The sequence below is a fragment of the Janthinobacterium sp. PLB04 genome (assembly GCF_021165895.1).
In the GTDB taxonomy this organism is placed as follows: domain Bacteria; phylum Pseudomonadota; class Gammaproteobacteria; order Burkholderiales; family Burkholderiaceae_D; genus Janthinobacterium; species Janthinobacterium lividum.
Genome location: NZ_CP088968.1, coordinates 4092748 through 4118219 on the forward strand (window position 1 = coordinate 4092748; position 25472 = coordinate 4118219).

General features: G+C 51.4%; 21 protein-coding genes. 11 read left to right on the plus strand and 10 right to left on the minus strand.

What is annotated here, in order from left to right:
* Window positions 1-391 precede the first annotated feature (391 nt).
* Window positions 392-1114, minus strand: coding sequence for a hypothetical protein (locus LSO07_RS18065; RefSeq protein WP_151096089.1), 723 nt, complete (start codon window positions 1112-1114; stop codon window positions 392-394).
* Window positions 1107-2579, minus strand: a complete 1473-nt coding sequence (locus tag LSO07_RS18070) for an AAA family ATPase (RefSeq protein WP_191909708.1) — start codon at window positions 2577-2579, stop codon at window positions 1107-1109. Before LSO07_RS18070 ends, LSO07_RS18065 begins: the two co-directional genes overlap by 8 nt.
* 267 nt (window positions 2580-2846) lie before the next feature.
* On the opposite strand from LSO07_RS18070, the gene LSO07_RS18075 reads away from it, so the two are divergent.
* The 6 genes from LSO07_RS18075 to LSO07_RS18095 all read left to right on the plus strand — a co-directional run bounded on the left by LSO07_RS18075 (window position 2847) and on the right by LSO07_RS18095 (window position 10701).
* Complete coding sequence (locus LSO07_RS18075) at window positions 2847-3140, plus strand: H-NS histone family protein (RefSeq protein WP_151096097.1); 294 nt, start codon at window positions 2847-2849, stop codon at window positions 3138-3140.
* 910 nt (window positions 3141-4050) lie between these two features.
* Window positions 4051-5337 (plus strand): GTPase-associated system all-helical protein GASH, encoded by a 1287-nt coding sequence (locus LSO07_RS18080; protein ID WP_151096102.1) that lies wholly within the window; start codon window positions 4051-4053, stop codon window positions 5335-5337.
* Between the two features lie 179 nt (window positions 5338-5516).
* Entirely contained in the window at window positions 5517-6302 is a 786-nt protein-coding gene (locus LSO07_RS28460; RefSeq protein ID WP_225317469.1) for a TRAFAC clade GTPase domain-containing protein, read from the plus strand.
* Complete coding sequence (locus tag LSO07_RS18085) at window positions 6295-7137, plus strand: hypothetical protein (protein WP_151096106.1); 843 nt, start codon at window positions 6295-6297, stop codon at window positions 7135-7137. Before LSO07_RS28460 ends, LSO07_RS18085 begins: the two co-directional genes overlap by 8 nt.
* Window positions 7137-9608, plus strand: a complete 2472-nt coding sequence (locus LSO07_RS18090) for a GAP1-N1 domain-containing protein (RefSeq protein WP_225317344.1) — start codon at window positions 7137-7139, stop codon at window positions 9606-9608. The genes LSO07_RS18085 and LSO07_RS18090 overlap by 1 nt, the downstream gene beginning before the upstream one ends.
* Window positions 9609-9612: 4 nt before the next feature.
* Window positions 9613-10701 carry a caspase family protein gene (locus tag LSO07_RS18095; RefSeq protein WP_151096112.1) on the plus strand — a complete coding sequence of 363 codons (1089 nt, stop codon included), beginning with the start codon at window positions 9613-9615 and terminating at the stop codon, window positions 10699-10701.
* A gap of 878 nt (window positions 10702-11579) precedes the next feature.
* Here the strand turns inward: LSO07_RS18095 and LSO07_RS18105 are convergent.
* Both LSO07_RS18105 and LSO07_RS18110 read right to left on the minus strand, forming a co-directional pair.
* The gene (locus LSO07_RS18105) at window positions 11580-12464 is read right to left on the minus strand and encodes a PIN domain-containing protein (protein ID WP_151096115.1); all 885 of its coding nucleotides are present in this window, start codon (window positions 12462-12464) and stop codon (window positions 11580-11582) included.
* 304 nt (window positions 12465-12768) lie between these two features.
* Complete coding sequence (locus tag LSO07_RS18110; RefSeq protein WP_151096118.1) at window positions 12769-13572, minus strand: HNH endonuclease signature motif containing protein; 804 nt, start codon at window positions 13570-13572, stop codon at window positions 12769-12771.
* Window positions 13573-14231: 659 nt separating this feature from the next.
* On the opposite strand from LSO07_RS18110, the gene LSO07_RS18115 reads away from it, so the two are divergent.
* Window positions 14232-15878 carry an RNA-directed DNA polymerase gene (locus LSO07_RS18115; protein ID WP_191909709.1) on the plus strand — a complete coding sequence of 549 codons (1647 nt, stop codon included), beginning with the start codon at window positions 14232-14234 and terminating at the stop codon, window positions 15876-15878.
* Window positions 15879-17230: 1352 nt separating this feature from the next.
* Here LSO07_RS18115 and LSO07_RS18120 read toward each other — a convergent pair.
* Window positions 17231-18175, minus strand: coding sequence for a hypothetical protein (locus LSO07_RS18120; RefSeq protein WP_151096128.1), 945 nt, complete (start codon window positions 18173-18175; stop codon window positions 17231-17233).
* A gap of 606 nt (window positions 18176-18781) precedes the next feature.
* Between LSO07_RS18120 and LSO07_RS28430 the strand changes: the two genes are divergently transcribed.
* The 3 genes from LSO07_RS28430 (at window position 18782) to LSO07_RS18130 (ending at window position 19936) form a co-directional block, all read left to right on the plus strand.
* Window positions 18782-18994: a helix-turn-helix transcriptional regulator gene (locus LSO07_RS28430; RefSeq protein ID WP_151096130.1), complete on the plus strand. Its 213-nt coding sequence runs from the start codon at window positions 18782-18784 to the stop codon at window positions 18992-18994.
* Window positions 18995-19054: 60 nt separating this feature from the next.
* Complete coding sequence (locus LSO07_RS18125; RefSeq protein ID WP_151096133.1) at window positions 19055-19267, plus strand: hypothetical protein; 213 nt, start codon at window positions 19055-19057, stop codon at window positions 19265-19267.
* A gap of 267 nt (window positions 19268-19534) precedes the next feature.
* A complete protein-coding gene (locus LSO07_RS18130; RefSeq protein WP_151096136.1) occupies window positions 19535-19936 on the plus strand; it encodes a hypothetical protein in 402 nt (133 codons plus the stop codon).
* A gap of 182 nt (window positions 19937-20118) precedes the next feature.
* On the opposite strand, the gene LSO07_RS18135 is transcribed toward LSO07_RS18130, so the two are convergent.
* The 5 genes from LSO07_RS18135 to LSO07_RS18150 all read right to left on the minus strand — a co-directional run bounded on the left by LSO07_RS18135 (window position 20119) and on the right by LSO07_RS18150 (window position 24840).
* Complete coding sequence (locus LSO07_RS18135; protein ID WP_151096138.1) at window positions 20119-20664, minus strand: RNA 2'-phosphotransferase; 546 nt, start codon at window positions 20662-20664, stop codon at window positions 20119-20121.
* Between the two features lie 197 nt (window positions 20665-20861).
* Window positions 20862-21512: an HAD domain-containing protein gene (locus tag LSO07_RS18140; protein ID WP_151096141.1), complete on the minus strand. Its 651-nt coding sequence runs from the start codon at window positions 21510-21512 to the stop codon at window positions 20862-20864.
* Between the two features lie 95 nt (window positions 21513-21607).
* The gene (locus tag LSO07_RS28465) at window positions 21608-22150 is read right to left on the minus strand and encodes an HAD domain-containing protein (RefSeq protein WP_191909710.1); all 543 of its coding nucleotides are present in this window, start codon (window positions 22148-22150) and stop codon (window positions 21608-21610) included.
* Between the two features lie 95 nt (window positions 22151-22245).
* The gene (locus LSO07_RS18145; RefSeq protein ID WP_151096143.1) at window positions 22246-23397 is read right to left on the minus strand and encodes a hypothetical protein; all 1152 of its coding nucleotides are present in this window, start codon (window positions 23395-23397) and stop codon (window positions 22246-22248) included.
* A gap of 753 nt (window positions 23398-24150) precedes the next feature.
* Complete coding sequence (locus tag LSO07_RS18150; RefSeq protein ID WP_151096146.1) at window positions 24151-24840, minus strand: hypothetical protein; 690 nt, start codon at window positions 24838-24840, stop codon at window positions 24151-24153.
* Between the two features lie 295 nt (window positions 24841-25135).
* On the opposite strand from LSO07_RS18150, the gene LSO07_RS28470 reads away from it, so the two are divergent.
* On the plus strand, window positions 25136-25285 hold the full coding sequence (locus LSO07_RS28470) for a helix-turn-helix domain-containing protein (RefSeq protein WP_191909711.1): 150 nt from the start codon (window positions 25136-25138) through the stop codon (window positions 25283-25285).
* Window positions 25286-25472: the final 187 nt, after the last annotated feature.

A 25472-nucleotide genomic window follows, 5' to 3' on the forward strand; every position in this document is an offset into this window, starting at 1 on the left:
CAGTTGCCAGCAAAAAGGGGTGCGGGTTATGCGGTCGTGCGCATCTACGCCGTCGACTAATTGGCCGCAAGTGATGGTGCCGTATTCTACTGTAATGACTTTCTGTTGCGAGCTTATTGAGACGAACCAGCTCGCAAAACTCACTTTCCAATCCTACATCACCGAGAGTTATCTTTTTACAGCGCTGAACCTTCCTACACTAATACGTCGTTCGAGCATGCTACTCTGTGAGCGCCTGCCACACAGAAATCAGCAAGCCCAAATACTGCCCCTCATCCAGCCGCTCCGTATGAACTAATAATCCAGACATGTCCGCTCTCATCGAGATAATATGCTTGCCGCCACACTTAATCGACAGGACCCCCGAAGGAGGTCATATCATTCAATAAATTTATATCTCTTTTTCTAACATATTTACTATGGCCAATGCACTTGAAAGCTTAAAACCGTTGGCCATTTGCCGCAGCATGGCGACGTATTTTCGCTTCCAAGTTTTGCTTGTCACACGAAAAAATCCATTCAATGCCCGCTCCGCCACTTCATTACCAGCTGGATAGAAGTGGTCAGCAAGACGTGCTGCGTTACGGTAATTTATTCCACATATTCTTATAGTATTTTCTGCTTTTCCATTTTTTATTTTTGCCACTATTCTACCAATGCTATCATAAAAAAAATAATAATCCCATTCATCTATGTGAGGATGAACTATTATATAGTCGTCTGAAGCTAATGGAACACTCAAGGGTGCGACAAGGGAAGCAAGCACGGATGCATTACTTTTTGCGCCATTACAAGTTTTACACGAAACTGCGAGATTTGAAAAATCAAACATAAACTGTGGAAACATATTTTTATCAATGATATGTTCCGCATCAAAAGTACCCTGGTGCGATACAAGTTCAATACTGCAATAGCAACAAGCACGCAACTGAGCAAAATAGTAATGGTTTTTTGTTTCTTCACGAAAATCAGTTATACTTTTCCCGAATGGAGGAGTATTTATATTCCAAAACTTCTTATTTAATGCCCCCTGAACTTTCAATGCTTGATGTTCTGCCGGAGTAATTTTCTTCAGCGTGGGTAAAATTGCCACGCGCTGGCGTATTTTATTCATCGTTTGAAGTGTCGCTTTTTACCTCATTACTGTAGGGGTCCATTTGCACCAATTCCAATGCATCATTTAATAAAGCTAATGATTTATCGTCACGAACCATCGCAGAACTGTACAATCGTTGTAATGCCTTGAGCTCAGCCTCTGCCTCCATTTTTTGAGTTTTCGAATTTGGTTTTTCGAGCGCCTCTTCCTCTACCAGGGAAACAATACTGAAAACTTTATTAGCTAAATGCGAACTAAACGGTACTGGTGTCTCAAACACGTCCATTAGTGTTTCTTCCACCGAGTTGTCTGCCGGCCCTTTTGGTTCGGCAAGCTCTCGATTCCCAAGAGCAACTACATCAATACCTAATGTCCTAGCGCCCTGGACAATAAGTGGTGAATGCGTCGCGACGAAAATGTGGCAATCTCTAAAAGGAAGAAGTACTGCCTGCAAATATTCCAAAAAGAGCTGTTGCCATTGAGGATGGAGACTTAATTCCGGCTCATCTATGAGTACCAATGAATCATCTCGAATTGCTGTGGCCAGGCCAATAATTGAGCAAAGCATCTGTTGCTGCCCCGAACTAGCGTTCGCTACGTCCATCGTGCCACCATTAGTTCTAGTCAAAAGACAAGATTCTAAACGTAGCAAATTTAGACGCTCAAGAAGCGCGAAAGATTGAATAATAGAGAAATCTTTAATGCGACGTTCCGATGTAAATTTCACATTGTACTGATACGAGGAATCGCTTTTCTCAAATTCTGATATTATTTCCACGGCTTCCAAAATAAGTTCAGCAACACCATATATACCATGTCGTCTCAACTCCGAAACTAACGGCGCTTTAAATTTTAGACTTCTAGCATTATTCACGGCATCCTCAAGCAATTCAACGGCGGCACTCAGACGGTCATCTTTTTCTTTTATTTTTATTTTTATCAGCTGAGGCAGCAATTTGAAGTGAAAATTTATCTCATCTAGATAGCCTAGTTTTAAAAGCACTTTAGATATAACACCGACCTGACCCACTGACTCACTAAGACGATATATAGCTTCCTTTAACGTCTGACGCCCAAGATTAGCCCCCCAAAACCTCGATGACCTATGTAACCCGATAGTGACATATCTATTTTCGTTACTTCTCCCCAAAGAATATACATCGGTTAGCGTTGTTTTTTCTTTGAGGGTTGCCGGAAAACGCGAAAATGGGCTGAATGTTTGAGCAATTATTCGTTCTGGATACTCTTGAGCTCCATCGTGGCGGGCATATGTATCAAAAATTTTTTCCGCGCGACGCCAACAAACGTAATGCTCCTTTGGTAACAATTTTTTTTCTCTGAAAGCGCTTGCAAGAACCGTCAATATTTCCGTTTTTCCACACCCATTCGGACCCGTTAAAAGCGTTATCCTATTTCCATTGATTTTTTTTGAAAAACCCAAATCTATATCACTTCTTTCACTTCGAACGTGCAGTATTTCCATATCCATACCTCATTTTCATTTAAAGGTCAAATATTCACCTTATTTTCACTATTACTGTAACAAAAATTCTATGAGAACTTCTGGTCGATTTCTAGCGGTAGCGACCGAGAAGAAAGGCAATACTCATCAGAAAATACATACGGCCCGCATTATATCTACCTTCAGCTCTACCAATTATAGAAGTTTCGAGCTTACCGTTTCCCCAATGCTTATGCTATATTTCGCGTATATTCAACCGTTTGAATCACCTATCCCATTGGAGACAGTATGACGTCGTACGCAGAGTATGTTGAACAAATCGCGAAATTGCAATCCCTGGCCGAGGCGGCTCGAAAAGATGAAATCAGTGGCGCGATTCAGAAAATCAAGGAACTGATGCACTTGCATGGAATTACCGTGGAGGACCTCGCCGCCGGAAGTCGTGCGAAGCCGGCAAAAGCCAAGGGTACAGTCGCAGCGCAATTTAAGAACCCGGAAACGGGAGAGACATGGACTGGCCGTGGGCGTGCGCCGCGCTGGCTTGATGGCAAGGATAAGGAACTGTTCCGCATCACGGGTTAATTCGATTGCAAGGCCGGCGTGGCCGAGAAGACCCTGCATGCCTAGCCGCGACTGTGACTTCTAGCAAAGGGTTTAAGACCAAGTACCCGTTAGCCCATTTGATGGTTGTCGCAAATCATCTTCTGTGTCGATTACCTGCTCGAGGGCCCGCACGAGCTCCGGTAGCTCGCGCTTAAAGCGTTTGACATAGCATTCGGCGATAAAGACTCTAAGAGGGAGCTTCCATGGTTGTTGCTTCTCGGTTGCCAAGGAACCGAATTTCTTTGGGTTCAATCCCAGCTCACGAGCCATTTGAATTTCCGCGTCGCTCAGCTTGAACCGGCGCCGTGCGTCAAACAAGGCTCAAGTTTTGGCGGAATTTTGGTCATTCAAATCGAATTCGTGTCGAGGTCAAAATAGTCGGTGGCGGCCCCAAATAAGGGCCGTAGCGCCTGCTCGCGCTCAACACCTCTGGACTCTGGAACAAGGTAACGGGTCGGCACGCAAAGTAGTGAAGTCAATTAGCCGTTCGGTCATGCTTGCGCTTTCTTCAAACTTTCTTGGACAAGGCGCACGCGTGGAACGGAGCGTCATGCGGTCCGACGAACTATCGTCAAATGGTTGGTGGAGCGTCAAGTACTGGGTAGCACCCAGTCTTTTACTGGAAGAGTTGCCGCCACCAAGTACGGTGCCGCCATGGCACGGCCTCATTTGGCAGGCATGGACTAGACTATCTTTACGGTTAGGCTTGAAAAACCCGTCTGCCAATTAGTGTTGATTTTCTCGTGGCGCCGTAGACCCACCCGCGGTCCTCAGCCCCTAATTTCTTCCAAGCTGTGCCAGTAGTAGCTGTGAAAACTCGTACAGAAATGGAGGTTGCCTGTATGATACTAAACCAATGAAATTGCCAGCTAATAGCCCGGAGCGAAAAATGCAAACAAGCGTACTGCAGGACTTTCTGACCCTACGATTATTGAATATCGGAGCAGAAGACTCTCGCCTTGAAAAATTGTTTGACGCAGCCAATGAACTGGCTCAACAGTATGCACGAAATCCTAAAGCCGCCGTAGCATCACTCCTCGCCGCGTGGGACCCCGTTGCAGCCCCACATCAATCCCTTCTTGATATCGGTGAGCTATTGCAAAAACACTGGCCTACTTTTCGCGCGGCCTTCCAAGACGAGCCACTAACTCTGTACCGCGCCATTATTCTCGAAGCGGTTATGGGAGCCATGGAGCAGCAAGGTACATTGGCGGTTGCTGTGGACTTAATTGGCACCAACGTGTTACCGCACTTGAATGTTGGTCTGGAAGAGAAGATTTTGTCGAAGATTTTGGACCAAGCGGGTAAAATCAAATCGGAACGCGTAGCGCGCCTGTGGCCAACTAATTCGCCCTCTGCACCCAGCCCAGCCCTGAAGGCACCGACAATCCCTGTTCTAAAAGCTACGGAACCTACCGCCTGGTACAAAGAGGTGGCCGCTTCAGCGGGGCCAAACCAGAGAGACGGCAACTCTCTTCCAAACCCTAATCCCCACTGGTCTAATCAGCAGCAGAATTGGTCGTATGATTTCGCGGACCGTATGGCTCCAATTCTTGCGGACGTCCATGACAAGGCCGCTAACGCTGCGCTGAAGGCAAGTGCTCAAGCATTTAAGGCACTCGGTGAATCAGTCGTAGCGAAACTAAACGAGTTCGTCCGCTCCGAACAGGCGCGCAGCAATCAACTGAACATTTCAAACAACCTGCTATGGTGGCGGCAAGCCCTGTACTCCAAGACCGCAGCTACCCCGTATCGCCAATTGAAGTTGCCGCTTGTGGCACTTCACACGGCATTTGACGTTGCGGACCTGCTGCCGGAGGTCTATCCGCCGGCAGTCGAATCCCTAGTAACCGAAGCAGTGCTCGCAGTCGCAGGTAGCAAAAACGAAGAGCATATCAGTACCAAGGACTTGCTAGAGGCTCTAATGAAGTTTCCGGAAGTTCTCGGTAATGAATGGCTCCAAGAGCAGCGCATGGATTCGGGCACTAGAAGTCTGTTTATTCAGGCGCTAGCGAACTCATCTCTATCTGGGAGAGCAGAGCTATCCCAGATGAGCGTCGCACCGGAAATGAGCATGACACTCGCTGAATGGTCAATCTGGCTCTTACGGGAAGTCAAAGTATTGGATGCTTTGGCTAGACCAGATGAGATTACTGAAACCACGGAGGAAGCGTGAACGGGCTCTGTGCTCAATTAGCCTGCATCGCTCCCAACGAGGTTGGATGTCTCGAAGGAGAATCCGCGCCTCACCTTTGCAAGCACTGGCAGAAGAAAGGTGACGCAGAAGTGCGCGAAGCATCCGGTGCGGTAGAGGATGGTGCAAAGTTGCCGTGGACCGGCAATGCTTTAGGCTCTATGGACACCGCGTTCCTGGCAGGTAGAGCCAGAACGCGGCTTGTAGGTATACTTGGTGCCTCTGACAGCGGTAAAACTTCCCTGCTTGGCGCTTGGTATCTGCTAGTCGGGCGTGGCATCTGCCCTGATGGCATCTCGTTCGCCGGCTCACTAACCTTGGAGGGTTGGGAGAATATTGCAGGGAGCCTTCGTTGGAACTCAGCGCACGGCCCTGCGTTTCCAGCGCATACATCTAGTGGAGCGGGCCGGCATCCAGGTCTCCTACATCTGGATTTGAACATTCATGGAGTCCGACGCGATATCCTCTTCGCTGACACTCCTGGCGAATGGTTCAGCCGTTGGGCAGTGCGACGCGATGCGGATGATGCAACTGGCGCACTTTGGCTTTCCAACGCGTCAGATATCCTTATTGTTGTGGCGGATTCCCAGGCGCTGGCCGGACCCAAATTAGGCGTGGCAAGGTCTAACTTGGTTTCGCTACTTCGGCGTGTAGCTGCTGAGCGGTGCGGTCGACCTGTCGCTTTAGTATGGACAAAGGCAGACGTAGACGTCGAACCAGAAATGCAGAAGGCAGTGATTCAAGCGGCGGACTTGGTTCTCGGTAGCTATCAGACATTCAAGGTAAGCATGCATTCCGCCCCTGGACAGGGCCCCTACAACAACGGGCAGGGATTGGTTGAACTTTTAGAATGGGTGCTGACAGTACCGGAGGCGCCCTTTCCAACCGCGTCCGGCACACAGCCCGAACGGGACATGTTACGTCAACTGGGAGGAGTCTATGCCTGATAACCCTCTTAACATTGCTGTTTTTGGCGAATCCAATGTTGGCAAGAGCCACTACGGCGCACAACTTATAGGTCGTTTGAATGCCGAAACAGGGATGTTGCGGATGCGCGGTGCAGCGCTTGATTTGGCAGCGTTTGATGACGTTGTTCAGTCACTCAGCGGAGGAGTTCCAGGAGCGCATACAGCGGCAGGAAGCTACACTGAGACCATTCTGCCTGTAGTAACCGAAGCCCATGTGGCGATTGATTTGAGCTGGCCAGACTATGCAGGCGAGCAGGTAAGCTCACTCTTGGACGAACGGCTTGTTCCAGCCTCATGGCATCAGCGAGTCGAGTCTGCGGATGGATGGGTATTGCTGGTTCGACCCAAGAGTGCGCCGTTGGCAGATGACATATTCTCGAGACCGCTTGGAGACCTGAAATCCTCTCGTCCAGAAGGATTTCCGATTGAACGCTCTGCGCAAGCACGTCTTGTCGAACTGCTGCAAATGCTGCTTTACGCACGCCGTTCACGGACAGGCAAAGAGAAACCAGCACTTGCGGTGCTTCTGACGTGCTGGGATGAGCTAAAACTCCCAAAAGGAACAAAGCCTGCAGAGGTGCTGCGCGAAAAACTACCGCTCCTTGCAAGTTTTTTGGAAAACAATTGGGACAAAAGCGACATTCTAATCCTCGGCCTCTCCGCAACGGGAGTCTCTCTTACGAAAGAATCTCCAAACAAAGACTTCATCTTCAAAGGTGCGGAACATATGGGGTGGGCGATTTGTGCTGATGGAACACAAACGACAGACCTCACTATGCCTATTGCCGAACTTGCAAAAGCTGTATACGACTAATGCGTATTCATAAAGCGTGGTATGGCCCCAAAGGCGGACACTCACTCCTGTCCTCAACGGAGCCTAGTCTGCAAACCGTCTTTCGACAAGCAGCTTGGCTCACAGACCTCCCTGGAAATGCTCCGACAGGTTTGCAATGGCAGCCTTACTTTCGCACAGCCATCAGTGAGGGTTACTTCGTCCTTATTTATACCAGGAGCAGCCGCGACACTACAAGAGCCGGGATGGTCGATTCGGTCGCTGCATTTATCCCTTTAAGCGAGCTGCCGCTTGTGCCGGACTTTGCCGCGTTGGCTAACAATCTGCGTGAATCCCAGGATTCTGTCGAACGTACGCCCTTTGAAGCAACTGCCGAAGCTTACGAGCCGCCAGTGAACATAAAGAAACCGCTGTTGCTAGAATTGGCGGGTGCACTAATCTCCGGTAGGCCACTGCCAGCCATCCATGTCGGGCAGTCGGGGTTCGACGACATCATGCTCAGCTTGCTACAGGTTGTTCCTCGTCCGATGCGACGCGAAATCCTTTTCAGTTTGAGCTTCACCGTGGAAGACTCGGTACCCTGTGCCGCAGTCGCCATTCCGACCGAGTTGGCCTCACGATATCCCCAAAAGCAGTTGCTTTCAGCTTCAGATAACCCTCTAAGCACCGGTGTTGCTGCGCTTTTAAATATGCCCGAAGGCCGACCATTGTTGGACTTCGGTGAAGCGGTTGCCTTCGATTTGCGGTCTGCATCCTCCCTTATTTTGTTGGAGCAAGCCTTCCGTCTCTGGAAAAATCCGGACGGTGTCAGTGACGCGATAGGGCTGGTTCGTCTATTAGCTGCCAAGTCGGGCGATTCGCAACAAGCCAGCGAAGTGCGCCAGTCTGCGTTAGACAGGCTCGTGAAGACGTCTTTCAAGTGGAGGCCGACCGACGTTCTCTCAATGCGCAACTTACAGTTAGAGCGTTTTGATGCAAATAGGCTGAGCAATACGTTGAAAGATTGGATTCGTAATCGCGTTGACGAATTAAATGTGACCGATGACGATTGCCAGCTTTTTGACCAAGCGGTCCGCGGAGCAGCGCAACAAGTTTGGTGGAATACCGACGTACTTGCCGGCTATACCGACACGATTAAACCCGATAGCTTAGGCATCGGCTGTCTGGCATGGGAGACTATCGACAAGCATCCAGAGAGCCTTTTACCAGTACTAAATCTCTTTGATGCCAAAGGTCATCTCGATGGATTGACGAATACTGTTTTCTTAGGACTATCCACCGCCACAATCGACGCGGTCGCTGAAGAGAGCGCGAAGCGCGGAGCGTGGCAGCTATGCGGAATTGCGTTAGCCACCCGCTACGGCGCTTCTCGGGCTCTGCTCGATGTATTGAAATATTGCCCACCCAAGACAGCTCGGCATACCGCTGTAGAGTCCGCCCTTTCAAGGGCTGCGCCCAGTGAGCTCATAGAAATTGCAGTCCGCGAGGATATTGAAGAGGTTACGGTTCTCGCAGCGGATGTCGTCAAAAATGAACCAAGACTTCTGCGTAACTTCATTTGGAGTTCGTCAGTGTGGTTTGACATCTTGGACAAAGTAATTATGAGTGGCTCGAAAGTAGGGAACGAGATAGAAAACAGAATTCAAGGGCTTCAAACCATTATCCAGCGTGGCGAACGGTCGGAACGAATCTGGGGGGCATTAGCTAGAGCTGAACTCGCGGACCTGCTGCTTGTTCCAAACAGAGAGCATGCCTGGACGCTCATACCCGACTCGCTGGTTGCAAAAATCGTCGGGCAAACCGCCAAGGCTTGGCTTGCAGCCGTATTGGACAGCCAAGTCAGTGCAGCGGCCATCGAGGAGCCACTACGCAGCGAAGTCAGGTCCGCTCTTAAGGCAGGGCCTTTAATGGCGTCTCTGGCGAAAAATGCGCATTTGAATTTCATTAAAATCATCGATACGCTTTACCCTGTAAATGACGACGAATGCGCCAATCTTCTAGATTCACTAGCGCATACACCCGCTTATCGATTTCCACCAGCTCCTGCTGCTGCCATAGGAAAGCTGATTCAGTCCCGGAAATGGACGTCGGCGGCATCGCGGGCGGCTAGCCATAGCTCCTTCCGCGACGACTTCTTAGTAATCGCTAAAGAGTGCGTGGGTGTCATGGGTGTCTGGGATAGTTGGGCGGTGAGTTTTCGAACCGGCAGGCCGGGTCAAATTTCCACAGACGATGCCTGGAAAATGTTTGAAGAGTCTTTGTCAGAGCTTTACCCACATGGCCCCACCGACCAAGAATTTTGGAGTCGCAGCGGAGGCAAAGATAATCAGCTAATCGCAGAAGGTAATGGACTCGCACAGTGGCATCGCTGCATTAAGCAAGTGCGTGCAGGTCTCGGTCCGTCAGCATCTGACCTCCTGCGCATCGCCCTGCGGGACTTCAGCGGAAACCTTGTTCTGAAGATGCTGCGAGATAGTCACGTGCTAGAATAAAATCATGAACAAAACATTTCAAAATGGTAGAGCCCTCGTTATTGGAGTCGGCAAATATGACTTACTTTCTTCGCTCGGTTCCGCCCCAATATCAGACGCGGACGATGTCGCGAAACTTCTCACCAGTCCCGCCCATTGCGGCTATCCGGTCGATAACGTACAAGTTCTTCGCAACGCCGAAGTATCTCGCACGGCCATCTTGGATGGCCTCAAACAACTGGCGGCGAATTCGCAGGTTGGTGATACGGTAGTTGTCTACTTCTCCGGTCACGGCGCGCAATGGACCACTGGGGGAGACCCTGGAACGTATCTGTGTCCTCCTGAGTTCGACACTTCTCTACCACGCGAGACCGGCATAGAAGCTGAGGAGCTTTCCGAGCAGCTTAACCAAATTCCCGCAGGACGGCTACTGGTTCTCGTTGATGCCTGCCACTCGGGGGCCGCCGCCTCGCTCAAGGGAAACACCGAAAACCTCACCAAATGGGCGTTCGGTGGCCCGAAGCTTGAAGCGCTGGCGCAAGGTAAAGGTAGAGTCATCATTTCAGCAAGCGCATCTGAGGAAAGCTCCGTTATCCTTCCAAATCATCGCAACAGCCTTTTTACGGAAGTTCTTCTTAAAGGTCTTCAAGGAGCCGTGGACGACCGTTCTGATGGGCTAATTCGAGTCTTGGACCTATTCCATTATTTGTCAGAGACTGTTCCTGCTGCCTACTCTAAGCAGAACCCCATACTGACCACGCGCACGCAGGATAATTTTCCTGTGTCATTGCGCAAAGGAGGTTTTCTCAAGTCTGCGGAAAACCAAGTGGCAGAACCACCGCCAACCATCTCGACAAATCCTCGTGAACTAGAAGAGCTGTTAGCTTCGCTATATCCTCAGGGACCTTTGGACCAGGAAATCTGGTCTCGGGCAGGTGGTAACGTTGCTACCTTAAAACTTGGCAGTAATGGCTGCGCGGCTTGGCATTCTGCTCTGCGACTATTAAACCAAGGTGGTGGTGGGCCCGCCATTACCATTCGGAGTCTCGTCACCGAAGCATTATCTGAGTTCGGCTCTAACCAAGACCTTAGACGCCTCCTCAATAATCTTTAGTTGCAGCCCGGTCAGCCATGGCTTGCTGGCTAAAGCATCTGCAAACCAGCAACTATGCTGAATGCGGGTGCACGAAATCTCTTAATACTTAAATTCATCGTCAATTTGCGTATTAGTCGACCTTGCCAGCTAAGGCTAACCGCGCCATCGAAACCCTCGCACCAATCATCGCCAGGTTGGAAATCGCGCGTACGGCATGGTAGAAACGGCTGGACCGGCTGTGGAAAGTATTCCAGAAAGACTCAATGTTTTATCTGGAATACTTGGGCTAATCCTAGGGCGAGTTGCGTACGATACCAGGAGTCGCCTCGAATTGGGCCGACTACTTGGTGCCAACTGTGACGACGATGCGTATTCCAGATAATCTAGAAACCTGTTCCACCGCAAACTGGAAAATCGTTCCAGACCAAATGGGACACTCTGGGCGCAACGGCATGGGATTTGGTTTTACTCCAGACGGGACAAGCTTGTCAAATTGACCCGCCTTTTCCGCAGCAAATCCGCTTTTAAATTGATTTGGTGGGTGGCGTGAACCAGACGGTCAAGGATAGCCTCAGCCAACGTGGCAAAGAATGCGACCGGTACACAGTCGCTTTTTGGGCCACACCACCCACCGGCCCTGAATAATTATTTAACAATGCTATCATCTCCGCCACCCCATCATAGTCCGTCGGCGACGCACCTTAAACCCAAGCCAGTCGCCACCTTACAACGGCAAACCCGAGTCACTATTGGCTGCAGGTAAGCTATTTAGGGCGCTCCTGGTGAGCTCTCTTTTCTTAAACTGGCAAGATACGAATCAATGACTCTCGCGCGCATGAAAAGTGAGGTTTATAGAATTTACCTTTTGAGAAGCCCGCGTGTTTGCAAATCGAGGACTACCCAAAGAATTTCTGCCATATTGGTGCGTAGCGAGTTCCCTTTAGACCATTGCCGACGTTGTCCAGTCCGCGGACTACGACATAGAGCCCACCTAGAACCTGAAGACCAGAGGCAACCACGTCAATTCCAAGCTGCAAAGGAAACGCGTTGACCGAAATCCAAACTCCAATCACGGTCTCGACCATCCCGTACGATGGCCGATATTTTTGACGAAACCAGTACAACAGCGTACCGCTTGCCAGAGCTGCCAAAGCAAGAAAGACATGCGGTATCGCCGCAAATAGGGAAAAGATTTGCTGATACTTGTACCAAACAACAACCGCGATTCCTATAGCTAAACCGCCAATCGCAATCACTCGTTTAATATTGGAGAGTTCAAACTTTTCATACTTCTTAACCTGCTCTTCGACCTCGAAATTAGTGGCGGTATCCGGGGCCTGGGCGCCTTTCATTGTCGGCTTATCAAGAGCTTCCTGTAACTCACCCAGCGAAATTGCCTTTAGTCCAAGCTGAATCGCAGCCTTGCGCAGAAGTCTATCTTCTGTGACGAGACATACTGTACGCGATGTGTCAGATTGCAACTCTAGAAGTACCTCTAGAATTGCTACGTCGCACTCGTCAAGGCGAAAGTTATCTGATGTAGGTAAATACAGCGGCGACGTGTGAGATGACTCAATTACTTCCACGCCAGAGTTAGAGGCTGCAAAAAGGACACGATGCAGTGGTCCGGCACTCATTCCGTGGCCGCGATTCGAGAGTTGGTTAATAGCGACGGTTGGAATTAAAAATAGCTCAGCAGCGTCACTGCGCGCGAGGAGCATCGGCTTTCTAAGGAGAACATTTGTGTCAAGCAGATATTGTAATTTCGTGCCGTTAGCCATTTCATTCCCTGAATTTTTACTTTATAGGCACCGGTGAAGCGCCACATACTCCCGGTACCTAAATCATTATTACTAATCTTTTAGCCTAGGCCGAAATTTTCGCTTCCACTAGGTAAGCTCCTGCCGAAGATATCATCTTGCCACGGAGAAATGTTCACACTCTGTCACAGCGTGCATATTCGCTTAAATTGACAACCGGTCTAGTTTAGGTTGATTTCCACGGGTCGTGCAAGCATATCCGGTGGTTGGTTCGCCGCGTGGCCAAGCTGTCGACGGGGCCAATACTATACACCTGCGTAGCAGCTCACTTCACGCGCTTAGCATTGCGCCTATCGATGTTTTGGACATATCGATTCAAGTCTTCATGCATTATTAGCGTTTCACGCCTCCAAGATTTTCCGGCTTCGTCAAAAAGGTAATTGTACGATTCCAAGACCGGACTCATTGAAAATCTACCATCATTGCTGATGGTCAAAATATCCCTGTCAAAGAGCCTGTGCAGGTCGGCCCGGAGAACGATGCCGTTCTCAAAACTATCACTGCCTTCATTTTTTACGTCACAAATATGTGCAGCTTCGAGTACTCGTCTATCGGTTTCACCAGTCACGAGGCAGTGCGGATTATCTCCAAGAATTAGATTTCTGAACCGTGCGTCCCGTACGAGTGCCTTGACCTCTTTTCGGTCTCGAACCTCATCCGAAAGTTTGCATACTATTTCAATTTGCATCTGTGGATTGTTATCTCCGACCCACTGACAAACCCATTTAGATTTGCCGGCCACATTGAATTTTCGGTAGTGGGCCGTACCCAAGTCTCCATCAGCTGACCGCAGTTCACCGATGTCATCGACCCAGTGGCCCTCATTTGTGTAAGTCAGGGTAAATCCATCCGGCATCCGAGCCAGCTTGGGCTCGTAGACAACATCACGCGCCTCTTCGGTGCGGAACTCTGTAGTCTCTATTGTCACGTCGGTACCTGGTTTGAGGACAGCTAGTGCAGCTTCGATAGTCTGAATGTCGAGCGTCTCTTCACCTGCCCCCCAGGTCACAATTAGAGCCAAAGGGTTAGTTTGAGTAGCTGATTGATGTAGTGAGCGGGATTGTGGCATGTTTGGAAATCGCCTTTCGTGAGGAAATCTGCTATGCAGTGGAGGAATCAATAGATTACAAGGAGACGCGAATGGCCACGGGAATATCCGGCCCGAGGTGAAGTTGAAATTACTGCCCACAATGATGAGCGCGGCGCCTAGATGGGGCGGATGCTGGATGCGTCAACCGCGCGTGACTGGAGGGAATAGCAATCGGTGTCAAAACATGAGGGGCATACTACCTGTATATCCCTCATCGAATTAATTGCTTAAATATCATTCAATCTCAGTTCCTTGCCTCCTCGGCCCATCTTCCGGCGCACCCCGCGTAGCGGATTTTCTTGCATCTTGGAGCGCGTAGAAACTCTTCCGTGCAGTCTGGTGGGCAAGTTCATATGCTACGTCAGCGGTTTGGCTTACCGCTTGGGCCGCACCCTGTTATGGCAATTAGTCTGTGATGGAAAGGATTATATAGGTCTTCATCTTCATGAAACCTATTATCATTTTAAGGTCGACTTTTTCTATCTGCAATCTGTTATCCTCGTTAAAGACCACCAGATAATCCAGAACGTGGCAAATGCACGTAGGCTTAGCTGCACCGTGGTTCGAGTTTAATGAAATGATGGGGCACTTCATTGCTAAAACCACTCCAAAACCACTTTGAGCGTGCTGCGCGTGAGATGGCTGCACACGGCGACAACGACACGCTGCCATTCGATTTAGACGTTAGGTTCTGCGGCGACCAGGCCGCAGCCCTTGGCTCCATTGCGTTCGGCTTTTACCAAGAGTTGCGGGACGGGCCAGCGAAAGAGAATCAAGAGCGAATCGCTGCAATGCACGTCCTTAGCGAACGGCTCATCGCACCGTCAGGACCAGCGGGTTTTCGAGTAGTTACCAAAATTCAAACCTTTTGGAATATTTATTTGAACGGCTTGTCCATCGCGATAGCGGAGGCAATAGAGCCTCGACGTGAACCCAATGCCCACTCGTACAGATATCTGCCTGATGGGGATGAGCAACTTTTTGACCCGACCCGTTCGTGGCGGGCATTCAAGGAGAGTACGGTCTCCGCCGCTGACGATGCCGGCCCGAACGCAGTCATTGTCCAGACAGATATCTCTAGCTTCTACGAACATGTATCTCATCATTACATTGAGAACTTTATTAACGACCTCGGGGGAGATTGTGAGCGGGTGTCCAAGCAGGTTAATGGGTTACTTGCAAAAATTTCCGCCGGAAGGTCATTCGGGCTTCCTGTTGGAGGACAAGGTGCTCGTATTCTCGCTGAATTATTTCTCAATCAGGTCGATTGCGCGCTCTCTGCAGCCGGCATAAATTGGAATCGTTACGTCGATGATTATGTTTTGATTGCCACCGACACCGCTGATGGTTACCGCGTGCTGGGAGTGCTGGCGCAGTGTTTAATGGACTATGGTTTGAGCTTGAACAAATCGAAAACCATTTTGCTCTCATCGAAGCACTATCGAGATTACGTTCGTTCGCAACTTGGAGCCGGCGATGATGAGGCGGGCAAACTTCGGACAATCGACTTAAAGTTTGACCCGTACTCCGACACGCCGTCGGAGGACTATGAATCGCTCAAGGAGACGGTAGAAACACTTGAGGTTCGCCGTTTGCTCAATCGAGAACTCGAGAAGGCCCTTCCTGACACCTTCCTAGTTGCTCAGATTGGTCGAACGATGCGTTTACATGAACCAGAAATAGCACTGGACATCGCATCTACTTTGTTGAAGGGCCAGAATCTTCACGCATTTCGTTCGTCATTCTCCACAATCATGCGCGGTATCGCGAACTTACGCGCCGACGTTCGGTTTGTCACCATCCACGACAGCATCGATTCCGTGCTTGATGCCGTGCCAGAGCATTCGGCACATCTCCTTATTGTTGACACCAGCCTACTACATTACTTGCGCTGCCTGCGATTTCGCAGCACCGCGCAACGTGTTCGGTACATTCGGAATCTATACGATACCACCCAACACGACACCGTTCGACGCGCATGTCTAGACTGCTGGCGAAACTGGGGGGATAGAGCTGCTTTCAATCAGCTGCGCAATCGCTGGCAACAGATGACAGCTGAGGGGCAACGCCTCTTCTGGCTTGCCACGTATAAATTTGGCGACGAAGGTGAGGCAGCTCGGCGCCAGTTCCGCCACGCGATTTCGCAAGCATGGGCGTTGGGAGTTGAGGTGCCATTGGACGAGAAGAAAGATAAGGAGAAACTCAAAAAACATCCTCGGGGAGGTGAGCCACGATTTGCTGCCGTATATGAAGCTTGGGCGTCGGAGGTGAAAAGTGCAGGTTGACCCTCGTACCGTCGCGCGCGACATCCCTGGAATTTTTGATGAGGTTTTTCCGCAGCTTACGCCCGGGATAGTCGCACACTTCAACTCCAACGCCACTCAATTCGAGGTACAGCCATTACCTTCCGCCTTGCTTTGCCAGTCAAAGCTACAGAAAGCTATGCTGTTCGAGCTAGGATACGCGGTTGCAGAGCAACTTCTAACTGGAGCCGTACTCGACTGGCCAGAATGTACCGCGACGGCCCTCCGGAGGCAGACGGTATACTTTGATGCGAAGCTTCCCGCACAATTCGAAGCAGCGGACCAACAGTTGGCCGAGATAGTCGGCCGAAATCTGTCAAATGCACTCCAAGCAGAAAGCATCGCCGCCAGTATGCCAATCACATTGCGTCCCGGAATTCCAGGACTAGAGTGGATTTCGAACGGAAATGGCGACTTTGCTCTCGGACTCACTCTAATCGAAGTCAAGTGCACAGCCAAACGCTTTTCGGCGTCGGACTACCGACAGGTTGCCATATATTGGCTCCTAAGCTATGCGGCGGACATTGAGGGACGCGGCGAGCAATGGCGCGATTTTTTGCTATTAAATCCGCGAAGGGGCGAGAGCGTGTCGATGCGATTTGACGACTTCCTCTCGGCCATTAGCAGTGGGAGGACCAAAGTCGATATATTGCAATTGTTTCAATCGCTTGTAGGTTCTCGGCTTACGCGATAGGTCAGATAAATCTGGTCCGGCACGTCTAACTCGTGCGTCAAATCCTTTGACTTTGGTGCCGGAACCGCCGTCAATTCATCCTGTGAGCAAACACAAGGCGTGGCCAACCATAGGCTATTCCTTCTACAGATTGTAGGGTATGGAAAGTGCGTCAGGAAGGTCAAGCTCGACATAAGAAATCGTTGGCTCACATAGCATAGACAGTTCCGGCGTTACGGCTTCGAAGCCCTACAGCGTCAGGAGACGAAAGCCGCTAGCCCGTCGGCGTGCAAGAGCGTCACGACGCCCAGGAGGCATGGAGAGTCGCTCGTGAATGCGTTTTTTCGCGCTAAGCTGGCAGGATTGGGTTCACCCTTGCCACCCAATTTCGATGACGCGGCCCTGAAACGGCTGCTGTTCCCGCCCTGCTAGCTGTCGTCCGTGCAACGGCCGGCGCCTGCCTGGCCGACGAGGCACAACGAACTGCGCCGCAAAGGCGTGACTCTGGGCTCTGGCAGGAGTACAAGGTCGAGCAACCGGACGGTTGCCTGGTCGCGATTCAGGCGCGCATCGGGCATTTTTTCGACAAAGCCATTCCACGGCAAGATGACGAGCCAGCTTACTTATTCACCGTGGAATAGCCTAAGAGAACGAGTCGATGTTAATTAACCTGGACGCTGAGAATTTTCCGCATCGACAGTTTCGCTGTTTGCATTAACGACTCTAACGGAGAATCGCTTTCCGCCCCATCGTTCGCCTGGTCTCTCAGCCACTTCAAGGTTTCACGGAGCCGTGCCGCAAGATGGTCAATCATTGCCTCCCCGAGCGCGCATTCTGGCTTCAACCAATTGTGCCCATCGTCGCCTCGCTCACGCTCAAAAACATCAAAGACGATGTCCCGAACATCGTCAAAGTCCACCGCCCATTCTTTCGCCGACAAAGGGTCAAAGGACTTCAGAATCTGCTCGACAATAGCTTGGCTGCAAGGTTCAATTAGGGCACCGAAATGCCGAGCAAAGACTTCGTCCTCTTTCTTATTGCCCGCTCGAGAATTAGCGGCGAATATTTCAAGGCTCTGGTGCGTATCCACTCCCGCCAAAGTGTTGACAGTAATGGCGACCAAGTCAGCGCTTGAACGGAGCCAAGCTACTTCGTGCTCCTCGGCGCCGATGAAACGCATATTGCTAACCGGCAGATAGCCTGCATTTTTTGCGTCCATAATTCCTAGCCCCGTTTGGTCCGAGCAGGCGCTAATGAGGCAGGTCTGTTCGCGACCTCCAATAAACGTTATAAGTTTGGCCATGCTGATTGAAAGCTTTGGCAGGTCCTCGCGAATTGCCCTCGCAAATAGGTCGGCCGCGGCCTGGCTGTCAACCTCCCGACTCCGCGCACCAAGCTTCGCCTGGATACTTTCCTCCGTGATAGGCACCGCGCAGATGTGACCCTGTCCATTTGCGCAAGCTACCGCGGCAGAGAAATTCTTCCCCACGACAATTTGAGCCCATGTATTTTGAGTCGCGCTAAAGGGCAGTTCAAGACCCATCTCTTTGAGGGAATCGCTGAACCGCTTGGATGTGCTGGTGAGTGTTTGATGTGTGAATTGCATCGTCAACCTTTCTTCGTCCGATTAGATGACCTGGCCGTTTAAGAAATCGAACGTAGTTAACGAGGAAATTCAGTACCAAATTGAGTATGAATAGTGTACTGGTCGGCCAGAACCAAGGAACTACCCTTCGAGAAGCGCACGCATGCACCTCTCTCCTGACGAAAATTCTACCTCAAGGTCGTAATCAGGGAAAGAAGTATTTGACGGCTGCAATCAAGCGCTCGTTCGGTTGGGCAGTCCAACTTCCATCCGCTCACTCAACCGTTTCAATCAGCTCGGCAAAGCATCAATCGGTCGTGATGATTATCGTACCAACAATACCCGAGGTCGCCTCCGGTGACGAGGCAGCTGCGACTTTGGTGCCATCGTGGTCACCATCGCTAGTCTTTCCTCCAATCGCTCTTCCGCGTCCGGTACGGTTGACGCGCACGCGAAGAGCAACTCGTCGTCAAGATGGTGCCATGTAACAGTCCTCGCCAAACCTACCTCCGCATATAAAACCATCCACTACACGTGCCGTCACTCAATGACGCATACCGGCATCTGTCGGCGCCCAGCTCATTCTTTTGGCGCCTCGGGTACTTCACATAATTTTTTGGAGAATATATGAAAAATTCAATTTTGGATTTGGCCGACTTGGCCGACTTGGTCGGCCGTAGCCCGGAAACGATTAAAAAAGACATCCGCCGCAACCGTCTGGCCGTTCCTCCTCGCCTGCATATCCCCGGAACGCGGCTCCTGCGATGGCGCCGGGTCGACGTTGATGCCTGGCTCGCAAGCCACGTCGAGTCTCGCGTAAACGCGACAAGCGGCAGATAGCAACTAGAAGATTCAAGTCCCAATTCGAGCACCCATTACTTCACCATGGAAATCATAAACATGAACCCTACCGCCTCCCGCGCCCCAGTTGATTTTAAGGTCACAAACGACAATGCACTTTCCCTTCTCGCCGGTTTCAGTCGCGCCGCTCGTGCTGCCGGTTGGACCGACGAACAGATAAAGGAAACAACCGAGCGAGCAATGTTGAGGGAGTACCGGCTTTTACAGGTCACTCTCGCCGCATACACTGCGGAGTATCTCACCGAGGGCTAAGGCCGCGTACCCATCTTGCCTGCCTTGGTTCGTTTCCGTAGTGCACCATCACTTCAATGAGCCCTCGTGGTCGTCTGCCTTTAAATTGCGATTCTCCGTCACATCTGCGCGTGCCAAGGCCTGCTGCAGCGTATAGCCGCCTTGATTTGCCATTTCACCGGGCGGGAAAAATATTTTCAACGAATATAACAAGATTCGCTCCCGTGTGCCTATACCAAAGGTAGGCGCTTCCTGCGCCCCGAAAATAATTTCCCAAAGGACAAAATTATGCTGACAACCTCCGACGTATCGAACCTTGTTAAGCTCGAGACTGAATACAATGCGGCCGTCGAAAGCCGCAGCGCCGCGAGAGAAGCGGCAAACTCAGCGGACTTCCAGCATCGCGCAACATTAGAGGTCTGTGAGCACGCAATCAATTTGCAGGGAGCACTGGAGAAGAATCGGTTTCATGAAGGTGAAGGGGCATATTCCCCTGTCCACCGTATGCTCATGGATATGCAGCGGAAGGCCCATGCGTCGTACCGGCATGCTGACGCCGCGTATAAAGACGCCCATACAGCTGTAAAGAAGAGTTTTTACGCGCTCCAAGAAGCACGAGAATCCGCGACTATCGATGCGCCGCGAACTCATTTAGACACCGATGAAATCATGTTGAAAGATATTTCATAATTTGATGAGGGGCGTGCTACCAGCGTGCTCCTCATATTTTCTCGCGCCCGTCTCCCGTCGCCTGTTGATGTATCGCACTGCATCAGGCGAGAACAAGTCATGCGTTTAGTGGGTGAAACTGGGGGCCGTCGGTGTGCAACAGCGTCATGCCGTGACAGAGGCTTTGAGCGTCGCCAGTGCATTCATTTATCGGGAAACCTAATGTACTTAGGAGGGACGTTCGGAATCAACCACACGCCGTTCTCAGCACATCTGAATTGATAGCCGTCGTGGAGCAATGGGTATGTCTCGACAGTGAGTACAACAGCGGTACCCCGTCGGGCACCTACCTCTTCTGCAGTTTGTTTCGTCGCAGACAGGTGTACGTCTCGTCGCGTTCCTGGCAGCAGACCTTGCCGGCGAATAGATGCGATAGACTTTTGCACTGTACCGTGAAAAAGTACCGGAGGCGGTTTTTTGACCGGAAGCTTCAGGTCGACATCGACAGAGTGCCCCTGTGCCGCGCGGATACGCGCCCGGTCTTCACTCAACGAAAACCGCTGCTTATCGTTGTCAGCCACTATTTGCATTAGTTCGTCTTGAGTGAGTGCAACGCCCGCACCCGCTGATTTCAAGAGCAACTCAGCAACGTCAACCCATCCCCTTTTATCGATTTCCAAGCCGATAGCGTCTGGCCGGTGCCGAAGCCAGCGCGACAACAGCTTGCTCTTCTGTTCCAAAGTTGTCATTTGATTTCTCGCTTTCAATTCATAAACGCGGACTGCATTTTTCGGAATTCACTTGGAGCTGGTGCTATTGTCCCCGGCGAGCAGTCATCCGTGAAACAGTTGGCATCGGCTTAGCCGACCGTACACAGCGAACTGAGGCGCAAGGGCGTGACGCTCGAACTGCTGCGGCAGGAATACAGAGCCGCGCTACCGGACGGCTAGACAACGTCGTCACGCCGCGCTCGAGCCTGTCGGAGTATCTCCTCGACTTTGGCGTCCTCCTCAAGTGCGCGGATAACCTCCGCCTCTGTGACGTTGGGCAGAGCAAAAAGACGTTCTACCGTCGAAGTCGGCCTCGCGACGTTTGTTACCTCGTCAAGGGGAACTCCGGCACAAAGGGTCTCGAGCATTATCGCCAGCGTTGCGGTGACACCAGGTTCAACGAGCGCCAGGTATGGGTTGGTTGGCGCAACCAATTGGTGCCGGCGGTCTTCTGGCCATCCGCGCTGGTCGTCATCTAATGCTATCCAGCGATTGAGTCCTCGTTCCTCCGCGTCGATAGATATGGTGCCAAACTGAGTTGGCGCTGGAAACGTCGCTGCACCAATGACGCGCTCTTGAAGCGAGGGCGATAACTGCTTTAACGCCCTTTCATACCCGAACGCGCGTACCCAAGATGTCGCTAACACAATCCGTAAATCAGGGTATGGGTACAAAAGGAGCTCGAGCAGCGAAACGTACCGAAAAAGAGGTTCATCGGTTGGCTTGCCACGCACATACACCCTCGGGTGCAGAGGTTCTTCAGGCGTAACGCGGACATCTGCTGGATGCAAAATGCCGTCAAAATCGAGATAGAGTACAGGGTTCATGACCGCCAAATGTGTGGGCATTGATGACACAGTAAGGACGCTCTGGCGTCCAGGGCGCACGCAGATGTAGGGAGGATTTGCAGTCAAAATCTAGCCTAAACCTCTATCGGTAACGACGTCCGTTGTGCTAGAAGAATTGCTCTGGCGCGCTCCAATTGGATTCCTGCAAACCCAACCCATTCATCGCAGAACACGGTGTGCGGCTCCAGGACCGAGTCGACTAGAGTGCGGCCGCTCGATGAATCGTCAAGGATGACGTACGCGAACAGTCTCGGGGCGCCGTTTGCCCTCAACCAAGCCACGATATCTGTAACACGAAATGAGCCCACCTCGGTTGTGCTCCGCCAGCGTGAATGTAACGACGCAGCAACGAAACCTAGCCCACCTCGAATGAGTGCGTCCTGAATTTCGTCGCGTGACATATAGGTCGACCATGATGAACTGATTACGTAACTGGGTTCGAACTCGTGGTGCAGCCGCGCTAGGTTAGCCCTCAGCTCCTGATGAAATACGTTTGCCCATAGTTCTGTGGCCAGATGCGGTTTGCCGGACCTGAGCGCTGCCACGACCACTCCTGACGTGTAGTCAGGGTGGATAGCAATGACATCGTCAAAATCGAGAAATACCAATGGCTTCACAGCTCTCCTTTGATTCGGTTTTTACTGTGCGTCGGCGACAGAGCCGCTTCTAAATATCGCTCCGCCGGGATGGCAGCCGCATCGTGCCTGACCAATTACTTCATTCGAGTGCTATTGTTCGTTGCGACCCGCGCCTTGAGTTCAGCAATGCGCTGCGCTGCCGCGCTGCAATCAGCCGCGAACATTTTGCCTTGAGCATCAACCTGGTAGAAGGGATAGCGGCTAGTGAAATACAGCGATGCATTGCTACGGCACGCAGTATCCATAGTGAAGTCCATAACCAGGTAGCGACTCACGTACTCGTTAAGACGAGGGGCGACTTTAGTGCCGGCAACAGTCCCCGCTACTTTTTGGGCCTCAGGCGTTTTCGCGTCCCGTAGTGCCTTTAGGGTCATTGTCGCGCTGGGGTTAAACGTGCCGTTCGCCCATGTCCCGACACTGATGGGCACGCCCGTGCCATCCACATTGGCCAACGCGTAGCTGCCCTGAGCCGCGGCGCCGACAGCCTTGACCACCGCTTGGGCGGGCAGGTCCAGCATCACGCCGAGGTACTCCAGCCCATTCAACAGTTCTTGGCCTTGCAATGATTGGGCACCGTAATATGTCGTGTCGCTCTTGACGGCCCCTTTCAACACATTCAGGTATACCGACTTGTCCTGCAGGAAAACGACGTTTGCAACATCTAGTTCGAGCAGGCGCTGCATGCCCTCGACGAATGCGTTGGCCAATGTCGCGCCGCTCCGTGCGCTTGATGCCATCGCGTTAGCCGCGATATCGGTTAGCGGACTAATTTTGAAGTTGTTGTACTCAGTTGTCACGAACGGCGTTATCAGCTCCAGCGAACCACCGGGCTGAATAGTGTTGTCTGCAGCGCGAGCTATTGTTCCGCCAACCGCGACAAGACGCACCGGACCCAACGGTGCAGCAGTTGCTGTGATGACGAACTGGCCGTTGATGTCCGCAGTGGCCGGGGCACCCAAGGCCGCACCGGAGCTGCCATCCGCCTGCACGCTATAGGCGGTCACGAAGGCGCCTACGTATGCCGTCCCGCGAATAGTCTGGGTGGCGACGCCCGGCGCAGCGGTGCCGGTCAAAATATTGGTTATGGTCGTAGGCGTCGCCGTTACTGGGGGCGTCACCGTTGCCGGTGGCGTGGACGGGCCCGCATTGCTATTGGAACCTCCACCGCCGCATCCGCCAATAATAAGCATAGCGGCTGTTGCTGAAATTTTTTGTAGAGTTTTCATTCTTTCCCTAAGTGTGGACGAGCGAAGCCCCTTGCGGGCAGGTATAAATTTTTGTATCTGGATTCACAGGTGAAAGCCTGGTTCGAACGGGGCGCCTGCTGCGCACACAGGGCTAGCATCCCTCCGGTTTCCAGTCCCATCTGCCACTGCTTGGGTCATGGCAATACGGTGCCTGAAACCGCTGCGTGCAGCCATTTTCAAACGTACGTACGCAGTCGCCGTTATTGCACTGGTAGGTAGACCGAACTGTTCGCCCTGGTGGCGGACGGCACTGCGGCTTCGGCTCTCGTTTCGCCTCATTGCGCTGGCTATATCCAGCCTCGTCCCACCAACTAATGATGTCCGTAGTCTGACAATTCCCCATTTTTTGTTGCTCGCATTGGCGAAATGCCCGGTCCACGGCATCTTGTTGCGTATCGAGGCCTGTGCTGAGATTACAGCCCGCCGCGCCGCATACTATCGCTCCGCCCCCGAACCCTTTTTGCCTATGCATTACGGCGCACGTTGTGACCTTTTTAGTGAGGCCGAGTTGTTTTGCTGCGGTTCTACATCCTTTTACAGCGGCCAAGTCAGCTGCTTTTTGAGTTTGGTAACCCCACGCCGCGTAAAGCGTACCGTGTGGTGTCCCCTCGACCTGCGCAATGGCGGTGTAGGCATGACTGACCGGCGGCATAAGGGTGGCAACTAGCAGGAGCAGATGCCGCCAGGCTCGCTTAACGAACGTGTAATTAGATTGAGCTTCGTCACGCAGTGTCATAGCTTCAACCTCAGTTTAGGTGCCCGCCTTCGAAATTCTTTTACAGCCAATAGCACACGCTCAAGCACCTGTTCGCGCGTTACGGCGCCACCGTGTCGCTCTGTAGCCGCTAGTATTTTTAACGGTGTCTGGTTGTCCAAATCCGGGTGTTCGGTCGTAAAAAAGCGAAATTTACGAATTCCATCAATGCCAAGCAACGCTTCTGAGACAGCGGTAAGAGAAGCCCAATCGTAGTGCGATTCAGCGAAAAAGGCAGGGTAATAGTCCTCGCCAAAGACACCCTCAACCCAGTGCGGCATCGTGAAGATTTTTCGTTCACGTACCAACTGGAGTAAGTGACCTTCAGCGGCACCGGTACGAAGGCACAGCTCAGTTGCGGTAATTAAGGTTCCATCGTCGATTAACTCACGTCCACTTCTCGCCATGGCCCGGTCGAGACGGAATTCTGTGGCGTATGCCTGGGTTCGATTACTTTCGACGCAATCTGGCTGTGCGGATATCCAATGCAAATACTCGGTAACGCGCGCCAAATCTGGCTGTGCCAGCCCCTTGGTGGCTTCTCTGAACGCTTTCGCCACCGCCTTGCTATCGGCATCGGTTCGTTCTGGGGGCAGAAGCCCTCCGCGGAATGCACCCACGGCAGCTGAAAAAATGCAGTAGGAAGAAAGGAATTGGGCTGAAGTCATTTAGTAATTAAAAGTCGCTATGGTCAAAGCATCATGTGGATGCGTTCTGCTAGTAAACGAATAGGAGCAAACCTGCCTTACCAGTATTGATGACAGCAAAAAACAGAAGATAAAAATGACGCGGAAGCTCGCGGCAAGTGCGGTTTGCCGCATTGTGAAATATTGTATCGTATACTTTATAGACTGAGCAAAGTATATAACTCATGCTATGGCTGTCATGAGAAGCCCTTACACAGTCAAAACCGCCCGAGAACGACTCGCTCGTAATCTAAAGGATTGGCGTGTAAAAAGAGGTATGAGCCAGGATGTTCTGGCGGAGCATTCGGGTCTGTCCCGCGTGTTTCTTTCTCGCCTCGAGGGAGCTCTCGAGACCGTGTCTCTCGACAATATTGAGAAATTGGCCGATGTATTGAAGGTTGATATCCTCGATTTGTTACATCACTAGCATTTCACAGCAAATGCCTCCTCAATACTCCGATATCTAAAAGTACCTTACGTGTAGCTCCTCACTCGGCGGGCTATAGCAAGATATCGTGTCGTTGATTGAAGCAACGCATATCCCCACTCCAGCCCGCAGTTAATTTTAGATTTTAGGACCTGGAGCAGCTGCCTATCAAGATGCATCAAAGCGT

Coding starts and splice junctions, on each gene's coding strand:
- LSO07_RS18065 (WP_151096089.1), bottom strand. CDS start 1,114: ATGAATAAAATACGCCAGCGCGTGGCAATTTTACCCACGCTGAAGAAA.
- LSO07_RS18070 (WP_191909708.1), bottom strand. CDS start 2,579: ATGGAAATACTGCACGTTCGAAGTGAAAGAAGTGATATAGATTTGGGT.
- LSO07_RS18075 (WP_151096097.1), top strand. CDS start 2,847: ATGACGTCGTACGCAGAGTATGTTGAACAAATCGCGAAATTGCAATCC.
- LSO07_RS18080 (WP_151096102.1), top strand. CDS start 4,051: ATGCAAACAAGCGTACTGCAGGACTTTCTGACCCTACGATTATTGAAT.
- LSO07_RS28460 (WP_225317469.1), top strand. CDS start 5,517: ATGGACACCGCGTTCCTGGCAGGTAGAGCCAGAACGCGGCTTGTAGGT.
- LSO07_RS18085 (WP_151096106.1), top strand. CDS start 6,295: ATGCCTGATAACCCTCTTAACATTGCTGTTTTTGGCGAATCCAATGTT.
- LSO07_RS18090 (WP_225317344.1), top strand. CDS start 7,137: ATGCGTATTCATAAAGCGTGGTATGGCCCCAAAGGCGGACACTCACTC.
- LSO07_RS18095 (WP_151096112.1), top strand. CDS start 9,613: ATGAACAAAACATTTCAAAATGGTAGAGCCCTCGTTATTGGAGTCGGC.
- LSO07_RS18105 (WP_151096115.1), bottom strand. CDS start 12,464: ATGGCTAACGGCACGAAATTACAATATCTGCTTGACACAAATGTTCTC.
- LSO07_RS18110 (WP_151096118.1), bottom strand. CDS start 13,572: ATGCCACAATCCCGCTCACTACATCAATCAGCTACTCAAACTAACCCT.
- LSO07_RS18115 (WP_191909709.1), top strand. CDS start 14,232: ATGGCTGCACACGGCGACAACGACACGCTGCCATTCGATTTAGACGTT.
- LSO07_RS18120 (WP_151096128.1), bottom strand. CDS start 18,175: ATGCAATTCACACATCAAACACTCACCAGCACATCCAAGCGGTTCAGC.
- LSO07_RS28430 (WP_151096130.1), top strand. CDS start 18,782: ATGAAAAATTCAATTTTGGATTTGGCCGACTTGGCCGACTTGGTCGGC.
- LSO07_RS18125 (WP_151096133.1), top strand. CDS start 19,055: ATGAACCCTACCGCCTCCCGCGCCCCAGTTGATTTTAAGGTCACAAAC.
- LSO07_RS18130 (WP_151096136.1), top strand. CDS start 19,535: ATGCTGACAACCTCCGACGTATCGAACCTTGTTAAGCTCGAGACTGAA.
- LSO07_RS18135 (WP_151096138.1), bottom strand. CDS start 20,664: ATGACAACTTTGGAACAGAAGAGCAAGCTGTTGTCGCGCTGGCTTCGG.
- LSO07_RS18140 (WP_151096141.1), bottom strand. CDS start 21,512: ATGAACCCTGTACTCTATCTCGATTTTGACGGCATTTTGCATCCAGCA.
- LSO07_RS18145 (WP_151096143.1), bottom strand. CDS start 23,397: ATGAAAACTCTACAAAAAATTTCAGCAACAGCCGCTATGCTTATTATT.
- LSO07_RS18150 (WP_151096146.1), bottom strand. CDS start 24,840: ATGACTTCAGCCCAATTCCTTTCTTCCTACTGCATTTTTTCAGCTGCC.
- LSO07_RS28470 (WP_191909711.1), top strand. CDS start 25,136: ATGAGCCAGGATGTTCTGGCGGAGCATTCGGGTCTGTCCCGCGTGTTT.